At 66.4% G+C, this 13,915-nt stretch carries 12 protein-coding genes; 10 read left to right on the top strand and 2 right to left on the bottom strand.

The window, feature by feature from the left end; all coding sequences use genetic code 11:
• The first annotated feature begins 126 nt into the window (after nucleotides 1-126).
• From AC3WVS_RS04665 to AC3WVS_RS04625, 9 genes are all read left to right on the top strand, one after another.
• The gene (locus AC3WVS_RS04665) at nucleotides 127-519 is read left to right on the top strand and encodes a hypothetical protein (protein WP_492317603.1); all 393 of its coding nucleotides are present in this window, start codon (nucleotides 127-129) and stop codon (nucleotides 517-519) included.
• Nucleotides 494-1,585 carry an alginate export family protein gene (locus tag AC3WVS_RS04660; RefSeq protein WP_492317602.1) on the top strand — a complete coding sequence of 364 codons (1,092 nt, stop codon included), beginning with the start codon at nucleotides 494-496 and terminating at the stop codon, nucleotides 1,583-1,585. Before AC3WVS_RS04665 ends, AC3WVS_RS04660 begins: the two co-directional genes overlap by 26 nt.
• A gap of 482 nt (nucleotides 1,586-2,067) precedes the next feature.
• The gene (locus AC3WVS_RS04655) at nucleotides 2,068-3,162 is read left to right on the top strand and encodes a porin (RefSeq protein ID WP_492317601.1); all 1,095 of its coding nucleotides are present in this window, start codon (nucleotides 2,068-2,070) and stop codon (nucleotides 3,160-3,162) included.
• Between the two features lie 46 nt (nucleotides 3,163-3,208).
• Nucleotides 3,209-4,189, top strand: coding sequence for a tripartite tricarboxylate transporter substrate binding protein (locus AC3WVS_RS04650; protein ID WP_492317600.1), 981 nt, complete (start codon nucleotides 3,209-3,211; stop codon nucleotides 4,187-4,189).
• Between the two features lie 59 nt (nucleotides 4,190-4,248).
• Nucleotides 4,249-5,958, top strand: coding sequence for an amidohydrolase (locus AC3WVS_RS04645; RefSeq protein WP_492317599.1), 1,710 nt, complete (start codon nucleotides 4,249-4,251; stop codon nucleotides 5,956-5,958).
• 35 nt (nucleotides 5,959-5,993) lie between these two features.
• Nucleotides 5,994-6,386, top strand: a complete 393-nt coding sequence (locus AC3WVS_RS04640) for a 5-carboxymethyl-2-hydroxymuconate Delta-isomerase (protein WP_492317598.1) — start codon at nucleotides 5,994-5,996, stop codon at nucleotides 6,384-6,386.
• Between the two features lie 54 nt (nucleotides 6,387-6,440).
• A complete protein-coding gene (locus AC3WVS_RS04635; RefSeq protein ID WP_492317597.1) occupies nucleotides 6,441-7,532 on the top strand; it encodes a porin in 1,092 nt (363 codons plus the stop codon).
• Nucleotides 7,533-7,796: 264 nt separating this feature from the next.
• Nucleotides 7,797-9,272 (top strand): lipase family alpha/beta hydrolase, encoded by a 1,476-nt coding sequence (locus AC3WVS_RS04630; protein WP_492317596.1) that lies wholly within the window; start codon nucleotides 7,797-7,799, stop codon nucleotides 9,270-9,272.
• Entirely contained in the window at nucleotides 9,269-10,483 is a 1,215-nt protein-coding gene (locus AC3WVS_RS04625; protein WP_492317595.1) for a T6SS immunity protein Tli4 family protein, read from the top strand. The genes AC3WVS_RS04630 and AC3WVS_RS04625 overlap by 4 nt, the downstream gene beginning before the upstream one ends.
• A gap of 138 nt (nucleotides 10,484-10,621) precedes the next feature.
• Here AC3WVS_RS04625 and AC3WVS_RS04620 read toward each other — a convergent pair whose 3' ends face one another.
• Together AC3WVS_RS04620 and AC3WVS_RS04615 are read right to left on the bottom strand one after the other, a co-directional pair.
• A complete protein-coding gene (locus tag AC3WVS_RS04620) occupies nucleotides 10,622-11,563 on the bottom strand; it encodes a LysR family transcriptional regulator (protein WP_492317594.1) in 942 nt (313 codons plus the stop codon).
• Nucleotides 11,564-11,645: 82 nt separating this feature from the next.
• Nucleotides 11,646-12,659 carry a LacI family DNA-binding transcriptional regulator gene (locus AC3WVS_RS04615; RefSeq protein ID WP_492317593.1) on the bottom strand — a complete coding sequence of 338 codons (1,014 nt, stop codon included), beginning with the start codon at nucleotides 12,657-12,659 and terminating at the stop codon, nucleotides 11,646-11,648.
• 225 nt (nucleotides 12,660-12,884) lie between these two features.
• On the opposite strand from AC3WVS_RS04615, the gene AC3WVS_RS04610 reads away from it, so the two are divergent.
• Nucleotides 12,885-13,826, top strand: a complete 942-nt coding sequence (locus tag AC3WVS_RS04610; RefSeq protein ID WP_035822039.1) for a zinc-binding dehydrogenase — start codon at nucleotides 12,885-12,887, stop codon at nucleotides 13,824-13,826.
• The last annotated feature ends 89 nt before the right edge of the window (nucleotides 13,827-13,915 follow it).

Below are 13,915 nucleotides of genomic sequence, written 5' to 3'. Positions count from 1 at the left end.
GTTTGAATCTGCCTGCGGGATCGTCCATATTGGTCCGTATCCGGCCGCCGGCATTCGGTGCGCACCCGTGCGCTCCGTGCCATCGTGTACTTCGTATGCCGGCCATTTCCCGCAGCCAGGTGCCCGATGGCCCGATGGAAGGCATGTTCCCCTTGCAGCCCCGCCGGTTCGCGCCGTCCCTGGGCAGCCCTGCCCGTCGCACTCCTGCTGCTCGCCGCCGTCGGCGGCGCCAGCGCGCAGCCGCTGCCTTCCCCGCCGGGCGTGCCGCCCCCGTTCAAGCTGTTGCGCTATGACGAGGACTATCGCTACCTGGGCGATCCGGCCATGCGCACGGGTTTCTGGGATCCGGCCAAGTATGTGCCGCTTGGCAGTCCTGGCTGGTTCGCGAGCTTCGGCGGAGAGATCCGCGAGCGCTTTGAGGACTACTCGGCCAGCAATTTCGGCGTGCCGGGTCCGCGTGGCGATGGCTACCTGATGCACCGCGCGCTGCTGCATGCCTGCCGACCTGCATGCCGGTGAATCCCTGCGCGCGTTCGTGCAGCTGGGCAACCAGCTGGCCATGGGCAAGGACGTCACCACGCCGCCCTATGTCGACCAGCTCGATGTGCAGCAGGCATTCGTCGACCTGCGCGTGCCGCTCCCGGCGCCCGCGCAGGACCCGCTGCTGGTGCGCGTGGGCCGGCAGGAAATGGCGTTCGGCGCGCAGCGCCTGGTTTCGATCCGCGATGCCCCCAATGTGCGGCGCGCCTTCGACGGAGTGAGGCTCGGCTCAAGCCTGGGCAGCGCGCGGGTGGATGCCTTCGCCACGCGTCCCGCGCTGCTCAAGGACGGCAGTTTCGACGACCGGCCCAACCAGGCACAGGGCTTCTGGGGTGTCTATGCGACGATGCCGGCGGCTGTCCTGCCGGCAACCTCCGCCGATCTCTACTACCTCGGCTTCGAGAATGACCGCGCGCTGTTCAGCGATGGCAGCGGCGCGGAGCGGCGGCATTCACTCGGCGGCCGCCTGTCCGGCCGTCATGGACGCTGGGACTGGGACTGGGAGGCGCTGTTCCAGTTCGGCAGCCTGGCCTCGCAGCAGATCCGCGCATGGGGCTTCTCGACCGATACCGGGTACACCTTTGCAGCTTCGGCCTGGCACCCGCGCGCAGGCATCAAGGCGACCATGGGCAGCGGTGACCGCAATCCGCACGACGGCACCATCGGCACCTACAACGGCTTGTTTCCCAAGCTGGCCTACTTCAACCAGGCCGGCCTGATCGGCGCCTCCAACGTGCTGGATATCCAGCCGTCGCTGACGCTGATCCCTGCGGCCGGAATCAAGCTGACCTTCGCCTGTGACTTCATCTGGCGGGCAACCACGCACGACGCGGTCTACACCTCGGCGGGCATCCCGGTTCCCGGCACCGCGGGCCGCTCCGGCCAGTACAGCAGCAGCCAGCTCTCCGTGGATGTTGCATGGCAGGCGAGCCGGCATGTGCTGGTCAATGGCGGCGCCGTGTACGTGGACGAGAGCCGCACGCTGAAGGCCGTTGGCGGACACAACACGCGCTTTCTCTACCTGGCGCTCGGCTATACGTTCTGATGCGGCGGGTGCCATGCGGCACATCCACAAGCTATTGAGCGCGACGAGCGGTCATGGGTGCCTGCGGCCGCGCCAGGGAGTGCGCGGCATAGCGCACGGCTTCCGGCGTCCAGCGTCCTATGCCTGGAACGCAGTGGTACAGCCACACCCGCTACCAGGCACGTCCCCAAGTACCTATGCTCAAGCCCGACAGCGTCGGCTTTTGCGGCACTGGCAAGGCGTGGCGCGGGCCCGGTATTCCAATAACAAATCGGTATGGTGACGAAAAGAAAATGCGAATGGACGCTGTGATTCGCCATTTCTAGAATCCCCTCACGCTGAATGGTCGCGTAAATCCGCCGCACTAAAAGAGCGCCACCAAGAATCCACCAGATGCTGATGCCGTAAATGGGGCAGGGGTCGTTGTTGCCCGCAGTTTCGTGCACAGGGCGGGGCAGGCATCCCCGTATCGGTTCGGACAGGCGCAAGACACTGGAGACAACATGAAGAACCCCCTTGCGGGCGCTGCCTTTGCGGCGCTTGCGGCCTGCTGCACCGGCGCTTTCGCACAGAGCAACGTCACGCTCTATGGCCGGCTGAATACATCGATGGAGTATTCCGATGCGTCGACGGCGTCCGACGGCACCAAGCTGGGCGGCACCGGCCGGCTGACCAACAACCGCTCGGTCTTCGGCATGCGCGGCGAGGAATCGCTGTATGGCAGCCTCAAGGCGATCTGGCAGATCGAGAGCAATATCTCATTGGATACGGGCAGCGGGCAACTGGCCAGCCGCAACACCCGCATTGGATTGGCCGGCTCAGCTGGCAGCTTTTTCATGGGCAACTGGACCACGCCCTACCTGGAAGCCACCTCGTCCTACGATCCGTTCTATCCGACCACGGCCGGCTACATGGCGCTGATCGGCAATGGCTCGACCCCGACCTCCGACAATGTCCAGGACACCAGCGCCTTCGATCGCCGCCAGAAGAACAGTGTCCATTACCGCAGCCCGAAGTGGAACGGCTTCAGCGGCGGCGTGACCTGGGGTATCAACGAAGAGCGCATTACGGTGCCGCGCAACCCGAGCCTGTGGTCGTTCGCGGGGGCCTATGACAACGGCCCGCTCAATGTCGTGTTGGCCTATGAGCGCCACAACAACTACCAGACCGCGGGACGCGACGACGAAGGCATGAAGATCGGGCTGTCGTACCAGTTCCCGACCACCAAGGTCTCGGCCATCTATGAGCGGCTGCACTACCGCACCGCCACCGGCGACCTGAAGCGCGATGCCTACTACGCGTCGGTGGTGCAGAAGCTGTGGACAGGCAGCCTGCGCGCCGGCGTCGGCGTGGCCGGCAACGGCCGTGGCAACGCCACCGAGACTGTCGGCTTCTTCCGCAGCGGAGCGGATACCGGCGCGGTCCAGGCCACCCTGGGCTATGAGTACCCGCTGTCCAAGCGCACCTCGGTGTTTGGCTTCTACAGCCGCATCTTCAACAAGAAGAATGCCACCTACGACTTTGCGATCAATGAGCTGGGCATTTCCGCCGGCGCCGATCCGCAGACCGTTGCGCTGGGCATGCGCCATGTCTTCTGAGCACGGCGCACGTCAGGCCATCCCCCACGATTCCAGGAGTACCCCAATGAAATTCCAGAACATCCTGCGCGCGGCGCTTGCCACCGCGCTCTGCCTGCCGCTGCTGCACGGCGCGGCGCAAGCCGAAGCGTATCCCGACAAGCCGATCCGCATGATCGTGCCGTTTGCTGCCGGCAGCGCCACCGACCTGCTCGCACGCATCGTCAGCGCCGAGATCGGCACCAGCTCGAACATGCAGATCGTGGTGGACAACCGCCCCGGCGCGGGTGGGACCATCGGCACCGCGGTGGTGGCCAAGGCGCCCGCGGACGGCTACACGCTGCTGCTGACCTCCGCCGGGCATGCGGTCAATCCCACGCTCTATCCCAAGCTGCCGTACGACACCACCCGCGACCTGAAGGGCATCTCCACGGTGGCAACCATGCCCTACCTGCTGGTGGTCAGCGCCTCCAGCCCCTACCGCACGCTCAAGGACCTGCTCGCGGCTGCGCGCGCCAAGCCGGATTCCGTCACCTACAGCTCGGCGGGCAGCGGCAGCTCTTCGCACCTGAGCGGCGAGCTGTTCAACGTGACCGCAGGCGTGCAGACCCGGCATATCCCGTACAAGGGCGCGCCGGCGGCGATCACCGATGTGATGAGCGGGCGCGTCGACATGTTCTTCGCGCCGTCCATCACCGCGCTGCAGTTCGTCAAGGACGGCAAGCTGCGCATCCTGGGCGTGGCCACGGCGGCGCGGGTGCCGTCGCTGCCGGACGTGCCCACCATCGCCGAAGCGGGCGTGCCGGGCTATGTCTTCGATGCCTGGTTCGGCGTGCTGGCGCCCGCGGGCACGCCCAAGGATGTCGTCGCCCGCCTGAACACGGCGATGCAGCAAGCGCTCAGCGCGCCGGCGACCAAGGAGAAGCTGATTGCGCAAGGCGCCGAGGCCAAGCCCTCGACGCCGGCTGCCTTCGACAAGCTGATCGCCGCCGACATCGCCAAGCTCGAGCCCATCGTCAAGCGCTCGGGCGCACAGCCGGGCCAGTAACGCCGCCACGGCGCCCGGGGGGCCGGGCGCCACCTCTCCTGCACGAAGGGAACATCGATATGCGTTGCATTGCACGGGCCCTGGCGCATGCCATGGCGGTGGGCTGCCTGGTGGCGGCTTCGGGAGCGCAGGCGCAAGCCGGCGCGCATGCCGACCGGATCCTGGTCAATGGCACGGTACTCACCATGAACGCCACGGACACAGTGGCGCAGGCCCTTGCCATCCGCGGCGACCGCATTGCCGCGGTGGGGAGCAGCCGGGACATCCGGCGCCTGGCCGGCCCGCGCACGGAGGTGATCGACCTGGGCGGGCGCACGGTCATCCCCGGCCTGATCGACACCCATATCCACGCCATCCGCGGCGGCCAGAGCTATGCCTTCGAGACCTACTGGTACGAAGGCGAGACCACCAGCCTGGCCGCGGGGCTGGAGCAGCTGCGCAAGACCGCGCTGGCGCGCGGCCCCGGCAAATGGGTGGCCGTGACCGGTTCCTGGCACCCCGACCAGTTCACCGAGAAGCGCGCGCCGACCCCTGCCGAGCTGACCGCGCTGCTGCCTGACAATCCGGCCTATGTGCAGTACCTGTACGACTATGCACTGGTCAACGCCAGGGCGATCGACGCACTCAAGCTCGACCAGCCGGATGCGCTGCCGCCGGGCATCCGCGTGGAGCGCGACAGCGAAGGGCGCCCCACCGGCCGGATCTTCGGCGCGATCCGGCCGCTGTCGGCGCTGTTCGGCCGCATCCTGGCGCAGAGCCAGGTCGACGCAAAGGCCAGCCTGCAGTCCTTTTTCAGCCGCCTTAACAGCCTCGGCGTCACCGCGCTGATCGACCCCACCGCGGGACCGGGCCCGGCCTACGATCCGCTGTACGCGTTGTGGCGCGAGGACAGCCTGTCGCTGCGGGTCGGCTACCGCATCCCGACCATGGTCGCTGGCAACGAGGCCGAATGGTTCCGCAATACGCTGGCCTACCTGCCGCCGCGCCTGGGCGACGGCAAGCTGCGCTTCCTCGGCCCGGGCGAGATGCTGGTGTTCGGCATGGACGACGGCGTGAAGATGGGGCCTGGATTCCAGCCGTCGGCGAAGGACCGCGAGGAACTGCTCAAGGTGGCAACGTTCGCCGCCAGCCGCGGCTATCCGGTCGAGATCCACGCCTATACCGACGACGCCGCCAGCGCGATCCTCGATGTCTTCGAGGAAGTGGGCAAGCGCCATGATTTGGGCAGGCTGCGCTGGGCCATGGCCCACCTGAATACCGGCAAGCCGGAGACGTTCCGGCGCATGAAGGCGCTTGGGCTCTCCTACACGGTGCAGATGGGGCCGTACTTCGAGGCCGGCGCCATCGGCCACGCCAACGACCACCATGTGGCCGAGGCCGCGCCGCCCGTGCGCCTGGCGCTGCAGCACGGGCTGAAGGTGGCGGGCGGAACGGATGCGACGCGCATCGGCATCCCCGGCGTCTGGCGCGCGCTGGAGTTCCACGTCGGCGGTTATTCGATCGGCAAGGAAGTCAGGCGCAAGGAGGACTTCCGGCTGTCGCGGCTGGAAGCGCTGCGGCTGTACACCGCCAACGCGGCGTGGATTTCATTCGACGAGGATTCGCGCGGCACGCTGGAGGCCGGCAAGCTGGCCGACCTGGCGGTGCTCGACAAGCCCTACCTGACCGTCCCCATTGAAGACATCCACCGCATCCGTTCGGTGCTGACGATGGTCGACGGCAAGGTGGTCCATGCCGACGGCGGCTTTGCCGCACGCAAGGCGCGCTAGCCAGCGGCGCCGCAAGCGCAGTGGAGGGAACACGCATGCCGCACCTGATCGTCGAATACACCCGCAACCTTGCGCCGGTTGCGCGTATCGATGCCTTGCTGGCCGGACTGAGCGCGGTCCTGATCGCGCAGGACGGCGCGTTTCCGCTGGGCGGCATCCGTGCGCGCGCGCTATGCCTGGAGTCCTACCGCATGGCCGACGGCAGCAGCGACGATGCCTTCGTGCACGTGACGCTGGCGGTCGCGGCGGGGCGCTCGCAGGACGTGCTCGACCGCACCGTCAGCGCCTTGTTCGATACCTTGACCGCGCATTTCGCCGAGCCATACCGGCGCCGCTACCTGGCCTTGTCGCTGGAGCTGCGTGAGTTTGCCGGTGCCTACCGGAGCCTCAACAACATTCACCAGCGCTACAGCACCACGGCTGCATAGGGCGGCGGCCGCGTACCACCACAACGACAAGAAAGACCCACGGAGGAGACAGCAATGAAGATCGGAACCATGGGGGCCGCGCTGCTTGCGCTTGGCCCGACGCTGGCCGCGGCGCAGTCCGTGACGATGTACGGCGTGATCGATACCGGCGTGGAATACGTGAACAAGGTCGGAGCGGGCGGCGACAGCCTGGTGCGCATGCCGACCCTCACCGGCACCGTGCCGTCGCGCTGGGGCCTGCGCGGCACCGAGGACCTGGGCGGCGGGCTCAAGAGCGTGTTCGTGCTGGAGTCCGGCTTCGCCCCCGATACCGGCGGTGCCAACCAGGGCGGACGGCTGTTCGGGCGGCAGGCGCTGGCGGGGCTGAGCGGCAAGTGGGGCCAGCTGTCGCTGGGGCGGCAGTACACCATGCTGTTCTGGGCCAACCTGGACTCGGACATCCTCGGCCCCAACGTGTACGGCGCGGCGTCGCTCGACAGCTACCTGCCGAATACGCGTGCCGACAACGCGCTGGCCTACAAGGGCACCTTCGGCGGCCTGACCGTCGGCGCCACCTACAGCTTCGGGCGCGATGCGGTCAACGCCGGCCCCAGCCCGGCCGGCACCAATTGCGCGGGCGAGAATCCTGCCAGCAAGTCTGCCTGCCGGGAATGGTCGGCACTGATCCAGTATGAGCACAAGGGCTGGGGCGTCACCGCTGCCTATGACTCGCTGCGCGGCGGGCCGGGCGCGTTCGGCGGGCTTGGCAACAAGTCGCTGACCGATGACCGCCTGTCGCTGAGCGGCTATGTAATGCTGTCGCGCGCCAAGCTGGGCGTGGGCGTGATCCGCCGCGACAACGAAGGCAGCGCGACGCCGCGCAGCGAGCTCTGGTATGGCGGCATCGCCTACGACATCACGCCGGCCTTCACGCTGGCCGGGCAGGTCTATTACCTCAAGTTCCATGACAGCGCCAACAAGGCCATGCTGTATGCGCTGCGTGGTGCCTATGCGTTTTCCAAGCGGACTTCGGTCTATGCCACGGCTGGATTCATCGATAACGGTGGGCAGCTTGCCCAGTCAGTCAGTGCCGGGGCGGCGGGGTCCAACCCCAGGCCGGGTGGGTCGCAGTTTGGGACGATGGTGGGGATCAAGCACGTCTTCTAGTGGGCTGACTGGCTTGGCGCCATGCGGTCGGGTGTCGTACCCAGGCAGACAGGTCTGCAGGCGGCAGCGGAATGCGCTGCATGGTGGCTAGGAATTGTCTAAATTTGCCGGTCTTCCGATAGAGATTGCCATCACTAGTACTTGAAAAGCATTTCTTGCGGATAACATCGCCTTCGCTCCGCAGAAGGCGCTTCGCGTGCAACACGGGTGTCTTGCGGCAATCCGGACCGTTACGAGATCACCGAGGACGCCGGAAGGTTCGACATGACCGGCAAAGAGACGGTCAATTCGGACAAGCGGCACGGCAACGTCCCCGATGGGCTGCCCGATATCGGCTTGCTGATGAGTGCGCCACTGCCGCCTGCCGCCGAGCAGTGGAAGGCCAGGCGCGGCAAGCACGAGGCCACCGCCGCGCAGAAGGCGCGCTGGCGCGGCTGGAGCGAAGTCATGTTCGAGACCTACGGCGAGGTGATCAAGCTCATGGAGGCTCACCTGAACGACATGCTGGTGGCCGGGGAACTCTCGCCGACCTGGAAGAAGGGCAGGAAGGTGGAAGTGCTGGGCGTCACCCCCGCCTATTGGGGCGGCGCCGGCGATGCGCTGACCGAGGCCGATGTCCTGCGCGTGGCGAACTGCTGGTATCCGGTCTACGCGATGGGCTACAACTGGCTGGAAAGCAATGGCACGTCCGCAAAGAAGCTGGCCAGGCGCATCGACGAAATCATCGGGATGTACACGGCCAACGGGCGGCAGTGCAAAAAGGTGATCGTGGTCACGCACTCGATGGGTGGCCTGGTGGCTCGCGCACTGCTGCATCCGGACTACGGCAACGCGCAGGACAAGATTCTCGGCGTCTACCATAGCGTCCAGCCTGCGCTCGGGGCCGGGGCGGCCTACAAGCGCGTGCGTACAGGGTCCGACGTGCAGGACAATCTGGTTGGGAACATTGCCCGCAATGTGATGGGCAGAACGGGCAAGGAAGTGACGGCGGTATTTGCCAATGCCTCGGGGCCGCTGGAGCTGCTGCCGACCGCCTCCTATCCGCGAGGATGGTTGCGTCTGCAGACCGGCGACTACCGGCAGGCCATGGCGCTGCCGATTACCTCGGATGCACCGTTGAAGGCGTATCTGAGCGATCTGGACTTGCATCAGAAGCTGGGCGTGGACAAGCCTGCGCCGCCGATGGCGGTGGGCGACCCGGTCTACGATATCTACACGCGCAATCCGAAGTGCTGGTGGCGGCTGCTGAATCCGGATTGGATCAATCCGGCGGGCAAGAAGTATGAAGGTTTAGACCCATACAAGTTTTCACTGGAAAGGATTGCGGATGCTCAGAAATTCCACAAGAACATCAAGGACCTGTATCACCCCACGACCTATGCGAGCTACGGCGAAGACAGTTCGCAGAAATCCTATGGCAGCGTAACCTGGCGGGTGGACATCACCGATCTGGCACCGCATGGCGACCCGCTTACGTGGACGTTCGAAAGCGAGGATGCCGAGGGCCGCATCGTGGTGCGTACCAGAAGCAACCAGCCGCTCACCTTACGGCTGGAGCCGCCGGTAGACGCAGGTGACCAGACGGTGCCTGCCAAGGCGTCCGCCGAAGCCGTGCGCGGTGCGCTATTCCGGCAAACTGGCTACGAGCATCAGGGCAGCTATCAGAATGACCAGGTGCTGGCGAGCGCGCTGTATTCGATCATCAAGATTGCCAACACTGCGACATGGTGGGGCCAATGACCCGCCGCGGCTTCACCAAGGTCTTGGCTGGCCTGCTGCTCGCGGGCTGCCAATCGTTTGCGTATCCGGAGAACAAGATGTCGGAACCCGTTGCGCTGTCGCCGCGCCTGCAGACCCTTTTCGCCAAGACCAAGCAGGTGTGCTTTGGCCGCTATGTGATGGAAGTCCCGGTCGAAGCCGAGTTGCTGTGGGGCTTCCAGGAGTTTCCGGGAAAAATCGTGACAAATGTCGGCGCGGCTGGCCTGCTGAAGCAGGTGGCGGAAGCCTATCGCGCTAAAGTGCTTTCGGCAGATAAGACAGCCGAGGTTACCTATTTTGGGGCGGGATCATCAAGTAAGGCCATCGAGGTCAGGTATTTCCCCAGCGATAGTGCAAAGAGCTATGGCAATGAGCGAAAACATACGTTTGTTGTATCTGGGCAGAATCTATTTGAATGGTTCTATGGTGGCGAGGAACTTGCCCCCCTGGTGCGTGGCATCCGAGCACGCGACAACGCAGACATTCCCACGGCCCCCGGCGTCTGCATCGACCACGGCTTCGTCGCGGACGCGTCCGGCAGCTATCAGGAAATCTTTGGCGCAGGCATTCGGCTGCCCAGCCTGCCCGATGTGAGCTTTTCCGTGGACTCCAACAAGCTGGCCAGCGTGGACGGCGAACCTGGTCTGCTGACTTCGATTGCCGAGCAAAGGAAGTATCTGGGTAGCCGCTACCCGAAATTGACGACCCTGCGCGAGGGCAAGCGCACGGTCGGCGTCTGGCAAGGGGAAGAATCGCTGGTCCGCCGTGCGGATGGCACACATGACTTCGAGTGGGAAGCTGTTGGCAGGGAGCGTACGACGCTGCATCCAGCGGTGATCGGCGCCAAGATGTACACGAAGGTGGCGGCCAATCGCATCGGCGCTGCGGATCAGGCATCGCTGACGGACGAGGAAGCCGTGTCCTTCTGGGACAGGCTGCTGGATGGTGTGCGTTTCCGCGTGAACGCACCGCCGACGCAGAGCGGCGATCCGGTCACGGTGCGCTCAGGCGAAACCACACCTCTGTCCGGCATCTGGCGCGCCTCGCTTCCGCCCGGACACCCTCAGGCGGATTGGGTGGCCAGCAAGTCCGGCATCCTGCGGCAAAAAGGGATGCCGATGATCCGCTTCGGGCTTTTGCCGTCCGACGAAGCGCTGGTTGTCTGGACGTGGATGGGCGAGGCCAGCACATAAGCCCCCGCCGCATCATCACGGTTGGCGATATGACCGACCACAATGGCGTGGTGGCCACGGGTTCCCCAAAAACAAGCGCCGTAGCGCGTCTGCATGACGAGGTGGATTGCCCACAGCCGCGCCCGCCAAGCGCCTCCACTAACTATCCAAGGTCTCCCCCAACAGCCGACTATTAGGCCAGTTCCCATCAACCGCCAATTCCCTGGCAACATCCCTGAGCGTTTCCATCACAGCCAGCGTCGCCCGCGACGGCGGCCGCGCGGCCGCATTGCCGATCATCCGATGCAACTCCAGCCCACGAATCGGCAAGGCCTGCAGACGCTGCGCCTGCAGCTCGTCGCGTATCGCTGCGGCAAAGTGCACGGTCCAGCCGAACCCGCGCACCACCAGGCGCCGGGCCACCTCGATCGATTCGACCTCCATCGTGACTTGCAGCTCCACCCCCTGGCGCGCCGCCAGCGCTTCCAGCGCCAGGCGTACGCCTGACTTGGACACTCCGGTCAGGATCAGAGGCAGGCCCTGCAGCTGTTCAATGTCCACAGGCCCATCCCCCAGCGACGCATCGCCCCAGGGGCCGATCGCGCACAGGCTTTCGGCAACCAGCGGCACCACCGAGACCCCGGGGCTCGACACCGGCCCGCTCAGCAGCCCGACGTCGAGCGTGCCTTGCAGCAACGCATCCTGTAGTGCGGGCGCAAAGTTCTCGACCAGCCGCAGCCGGATTTCCGGATAGCGCTGGCGCAGCGCCTCGGCCAGCGGGATGAACAGCAGCGGCGCCAGTGCCGGGGTCAGTCCCAGCGCCACCAGCCCGCGCGGCGAGGCCGCCAGGTCGGCGATGTCGACCTTGACCTGGTCGGCATAGCGCAGCAGGAAGGACGCGCGGTCCAGCAACACCAGGCCTTCCGGCGTGGGCGTGGCGCCGCGCACATGGCGTTCCAGCAGCCGCACGCCCAGCTCTTCCTCGAGCAGCCGGATCTGCCGGCTCAGCGCGGGCTGTGCGATATGCAGCGCAGCCGAGGCGCGGCCGAAGTGCTGCAGCGTGGCCAGCACCTTGAAATAGCGAAGCTGTCGGAGATCCATGGTCATGCCTCAGGGTATTCGCCGTATCGTGCAATCGATTGCACGGTGGAGCACAAAAAATGCGGAGTCATATGGCGCCGCCTTACAGGGGCCGGGTTGATGCCCGCACCACCAGCTCGGGGGTCAGCAGGGTCCGTGCCGTGGTGGCGATGCTGCCGTCGAGCGCGCCCAGCATCAGCGCCGCCGCGCGCGTGCCCATCTCGTAGAACGGCACGCGGATGGTGGTCAGTGCCGGCGACACCGCGTGCATCAGCAGCATGTCGTTGTGGCCGACCACGGACAGGTCCGACGGGCAGCTGCCGCCCGCCGCGCGCACGGCCGCATAGCAGCCGAGCGCAAGGAAATCATTGGCGGCCACGACCGCGGTGATGCGCTGCCGCCGCGACAGCAGCTGCGCGCACGCGGCCTGGCCGGCGTCTTCCGTATAAGCCGGCGCACGCTCCACCGGGCATTGGGACGCGGGCAGGCCCAGGTCCGCCACTGCCAGCAGGAAGCCCGCCTCGCGTTCATGCCCGGTCGACAGGCTGGATGGCCCGGCAACATGCCCGATGCGGCGGTGGCCCAGCGCATGCAGGTGGCCGACGGCCAGCGCCATCGCCTGGCGGTTGTCGCCGACCACGCTCGACACGCGCCCCGCATCGTCGCTGCGGTTGACCATCACAATGGGCACGCCCTGCGCCAGGCAATGCGCCACCACGGGGTCATTGCGCTCGGCGGTGGCCAGGATCAGGCCATCCACCTGGCGCGCCAGCAGCTGGTCGACGATAAAGGTCTGGCGCGCCTTGTCGCCGCCGGCATTGGCCACGATCGGAATATAGCGATGCCGGGACAGGGCGTTCTCGATGCCCAGTACGATCGGCGGGAACACCGGGCTGCCGATGTCAGGCACCACCACGCCGATGGTGCCTGAGCGCCGCGTGCGCAGTGCCGCCGCGATGCGGTTGGGCGAGTAGTGCAGGTCCTGTGCCGCCTTGAGCACGCGCGCCACCAGTTCGTCGCCGATGCGGTGGCGGGTCTCGGGGTTGAGCACGCGCGACACGGTCGAAGGATGGACGTCCAATGTCTCGGCGATCTGCTTGATGGTGGGTTTGCTCATCGCTGTCGTGCCATGTGCGGCAGGCTGCTCGCCATACCTTCTGGTTATCGGGATGCCGCCAAAAAGTGGATTGGACGCCGGGCCGCGGCCGTTTCTAGAATCGGCCTCGATGCCGGCCAGCTTCGCGTTTGTCGTGCAATCGATTGCATTGTAATCTGCTGACAAGGCGGTGCCAAGTCGCAGATCGACCCGGACCAGAAGGACATCAAGGACAAGGAGAGGCACATGAAAGGAGCGGTTTCGCTCGCCGGCAGGGCGCCGGTGTACCAGGAGTTTGACGATCCCACCCCCGCCGGCGGGCAGGTGGTGGTCGACGTAGGCGCCGCGGCGCTGTCGCGGCTGGACATGGCCATTGCCGAGGGCCGGCACTACATCAAGCCGGCGGCGGGCAGCTTTGTCGTCGGGCGCGAGGGCGTGGGGCGGCTTGCGGATGGACAACGGGTCTACTTCAACGTCAACGCACCGGTCGCGCCGTTCGGCTCGATGGCGCAGCGCGCGCTGGTGGATCCGGCGCTGACCTTCCCGGTGCCGGACGGCATCGATGACGAGCGCGCCGCCGCGCTCGGCAACGCCGGCCTGGCGGCATGGCTGCCGCTGTCGTGGCGGGCGCGCATGCAGCCGGGCGAGACCGTGCTCGTGCTCGGCGCGACCGGTATCTCGGGATTGCTGGCGGTGGCCGCGGCAAAGCTGCTGGGTGCCGGGCGCGTGATCGCGGCAGGGCGTAATGTGCAGGCGCTGCAGCGCGCACGCCGGCTTGGCGCGGATGCGGTGGTGCCGCTCGACCAGCCCGGCGACCTGCTGGATGCCTACCGCAACGCGGCCGACGGCAACGTCGACATCGTGCTGGATTACCTGTGCGGCGCGCCGGCAGAGGCCGCGCTGCTGGCGCTTGGCCACGGCGGGCGGCTGGTCCATATCGGCACCACGGTGGCGCCCACCATTGCCTTTGCCGGCGCCGCGGCGCGCAAGGCGTGCTTCGACATCATGGGCTTTGCCTACTACCACGCGCCCGTCGAGGTCCAGGCGCAGGCCTATGCCGAGCTATGCCGGCATACCGCGGCAGGGCGCATGGAAATCGATATCGTCACCGCGCCGCTGGAGGATGTCGGGCAAGTGTGGGCCGCGCAGGCCAGGGGCGCGCGCCAGCGTTTCGTGCTGGTGCCCTGAGTCGGCAGGGGTTCTTGCCAGACGGCATCGAACGATGCCGTTTGGTCATGACGCCGGAAGAACAAGCCGGGTCGGACCGCCGCGTCCGC

Source organism: Cupriavidus sp. CPT47-8839-RL05A (genome assembly GCF_058792255.1).
The sequence above is the reverse complement of the archived record's forward strand: the minus strand, read 5'-3'. Positions and strand labels throughout refer to the sequence as shown.

What these genes read in the sequence shown, in the direction of transcription:
- AC3WVS_RS04655 (WP_492317601.1), top strand. Translation starts at nt 2,068, where the DNA reads ATGAAGAACCCCCTTGCGGGCGCTGCCTTTGCGGCGCTTGCGGCCTGC.
- AC3WVS_RS04630 (WP_492317596.1), top strand. Translation starts at nt 7,797, where the DNA reads ATGACCGGCAAAGAGACGGTCAATTCGGACAAGCGGCACGGCAACGTC.
- AC3WVS_RS04665 (WP_492317603.1), top strand. Translation starts at nt 127, where the DNA reads ATGGCCCGATGGAAGGCATGTTCCCCTTGCAGCCCCGCCGGTTCGCGC.
- AC3WVS_RS04650 (WP_492317600.1), top strand. Translation starts at nt 3,209, where the DNA reads ATGAAATTCCAGAACATCCTGCGCGCGGCGCTTGCCACCGCGCTCTGC.
- AC3WVS_RS04625 (WP_492317595.1), top strand. Translation starts at nt 9,269, where the DNA reads ATGACCCGCCGCGGCTTCACCAAGGTCTTGGCTGGCCTGCTGCTCGCG.
- AC3WVS_RS04610 (WP_035822039.1), top strand. Translation starts at nt 12,885, where the DNA reads ATGAAAGGAGCGGTTTCGCTCGCCGGCAGGGCGCCGGTGTACCAGGAG.
- AC3WVS_RS04660 (WP_492317602.1), top strand. Translation starts at nt 494, where the DNA reads ATGCCTGCCGACCTGCATGCCGGTGAATCCCTGCGCGCGTTCGTGCAG.
- AC3WVS_RS04635 (WP_492317597.1), top strand. Translation starts at nt 6,441, where the DNA reads ATGAAGATCGGAACCATGGGGGCCGCGCTGCTTGCGCTTGGCCCGACG.
- AC3WVS_RS04615 (WP_492317593.1), bottom strand. Translation starts at nt 12,659, where the DNA reads ATGAGCAAACCCACCATCAAGCAGATCGCCGAGACATTGGACGTCCAT.
- AC3WVS_RS04620 (WP_492317594.1), bottom strand. Translation starts at nt 11,563, where the DNA reads ATGGATCTCCGACAGCTTCGCTATTTCAAGGTGCTGGCCACGCTGCAG.
- AC3WVS_RS04640 (WP_492317598.1), top strand. Translation starts at nt 5,994, where the DNA reads ATGCCGCACCTGATCGTCGAATACACCCGCAACCTTGCGCCGGTTGCG.
- AC3WVS_RS04645 (WP_492317599.1), top strand. Translation starts at nt 4,249, where the DNA reads ATGCGTTGCATTGCACGGGCCCTGGCGCATGCCATGGCGGTGGGCTGC.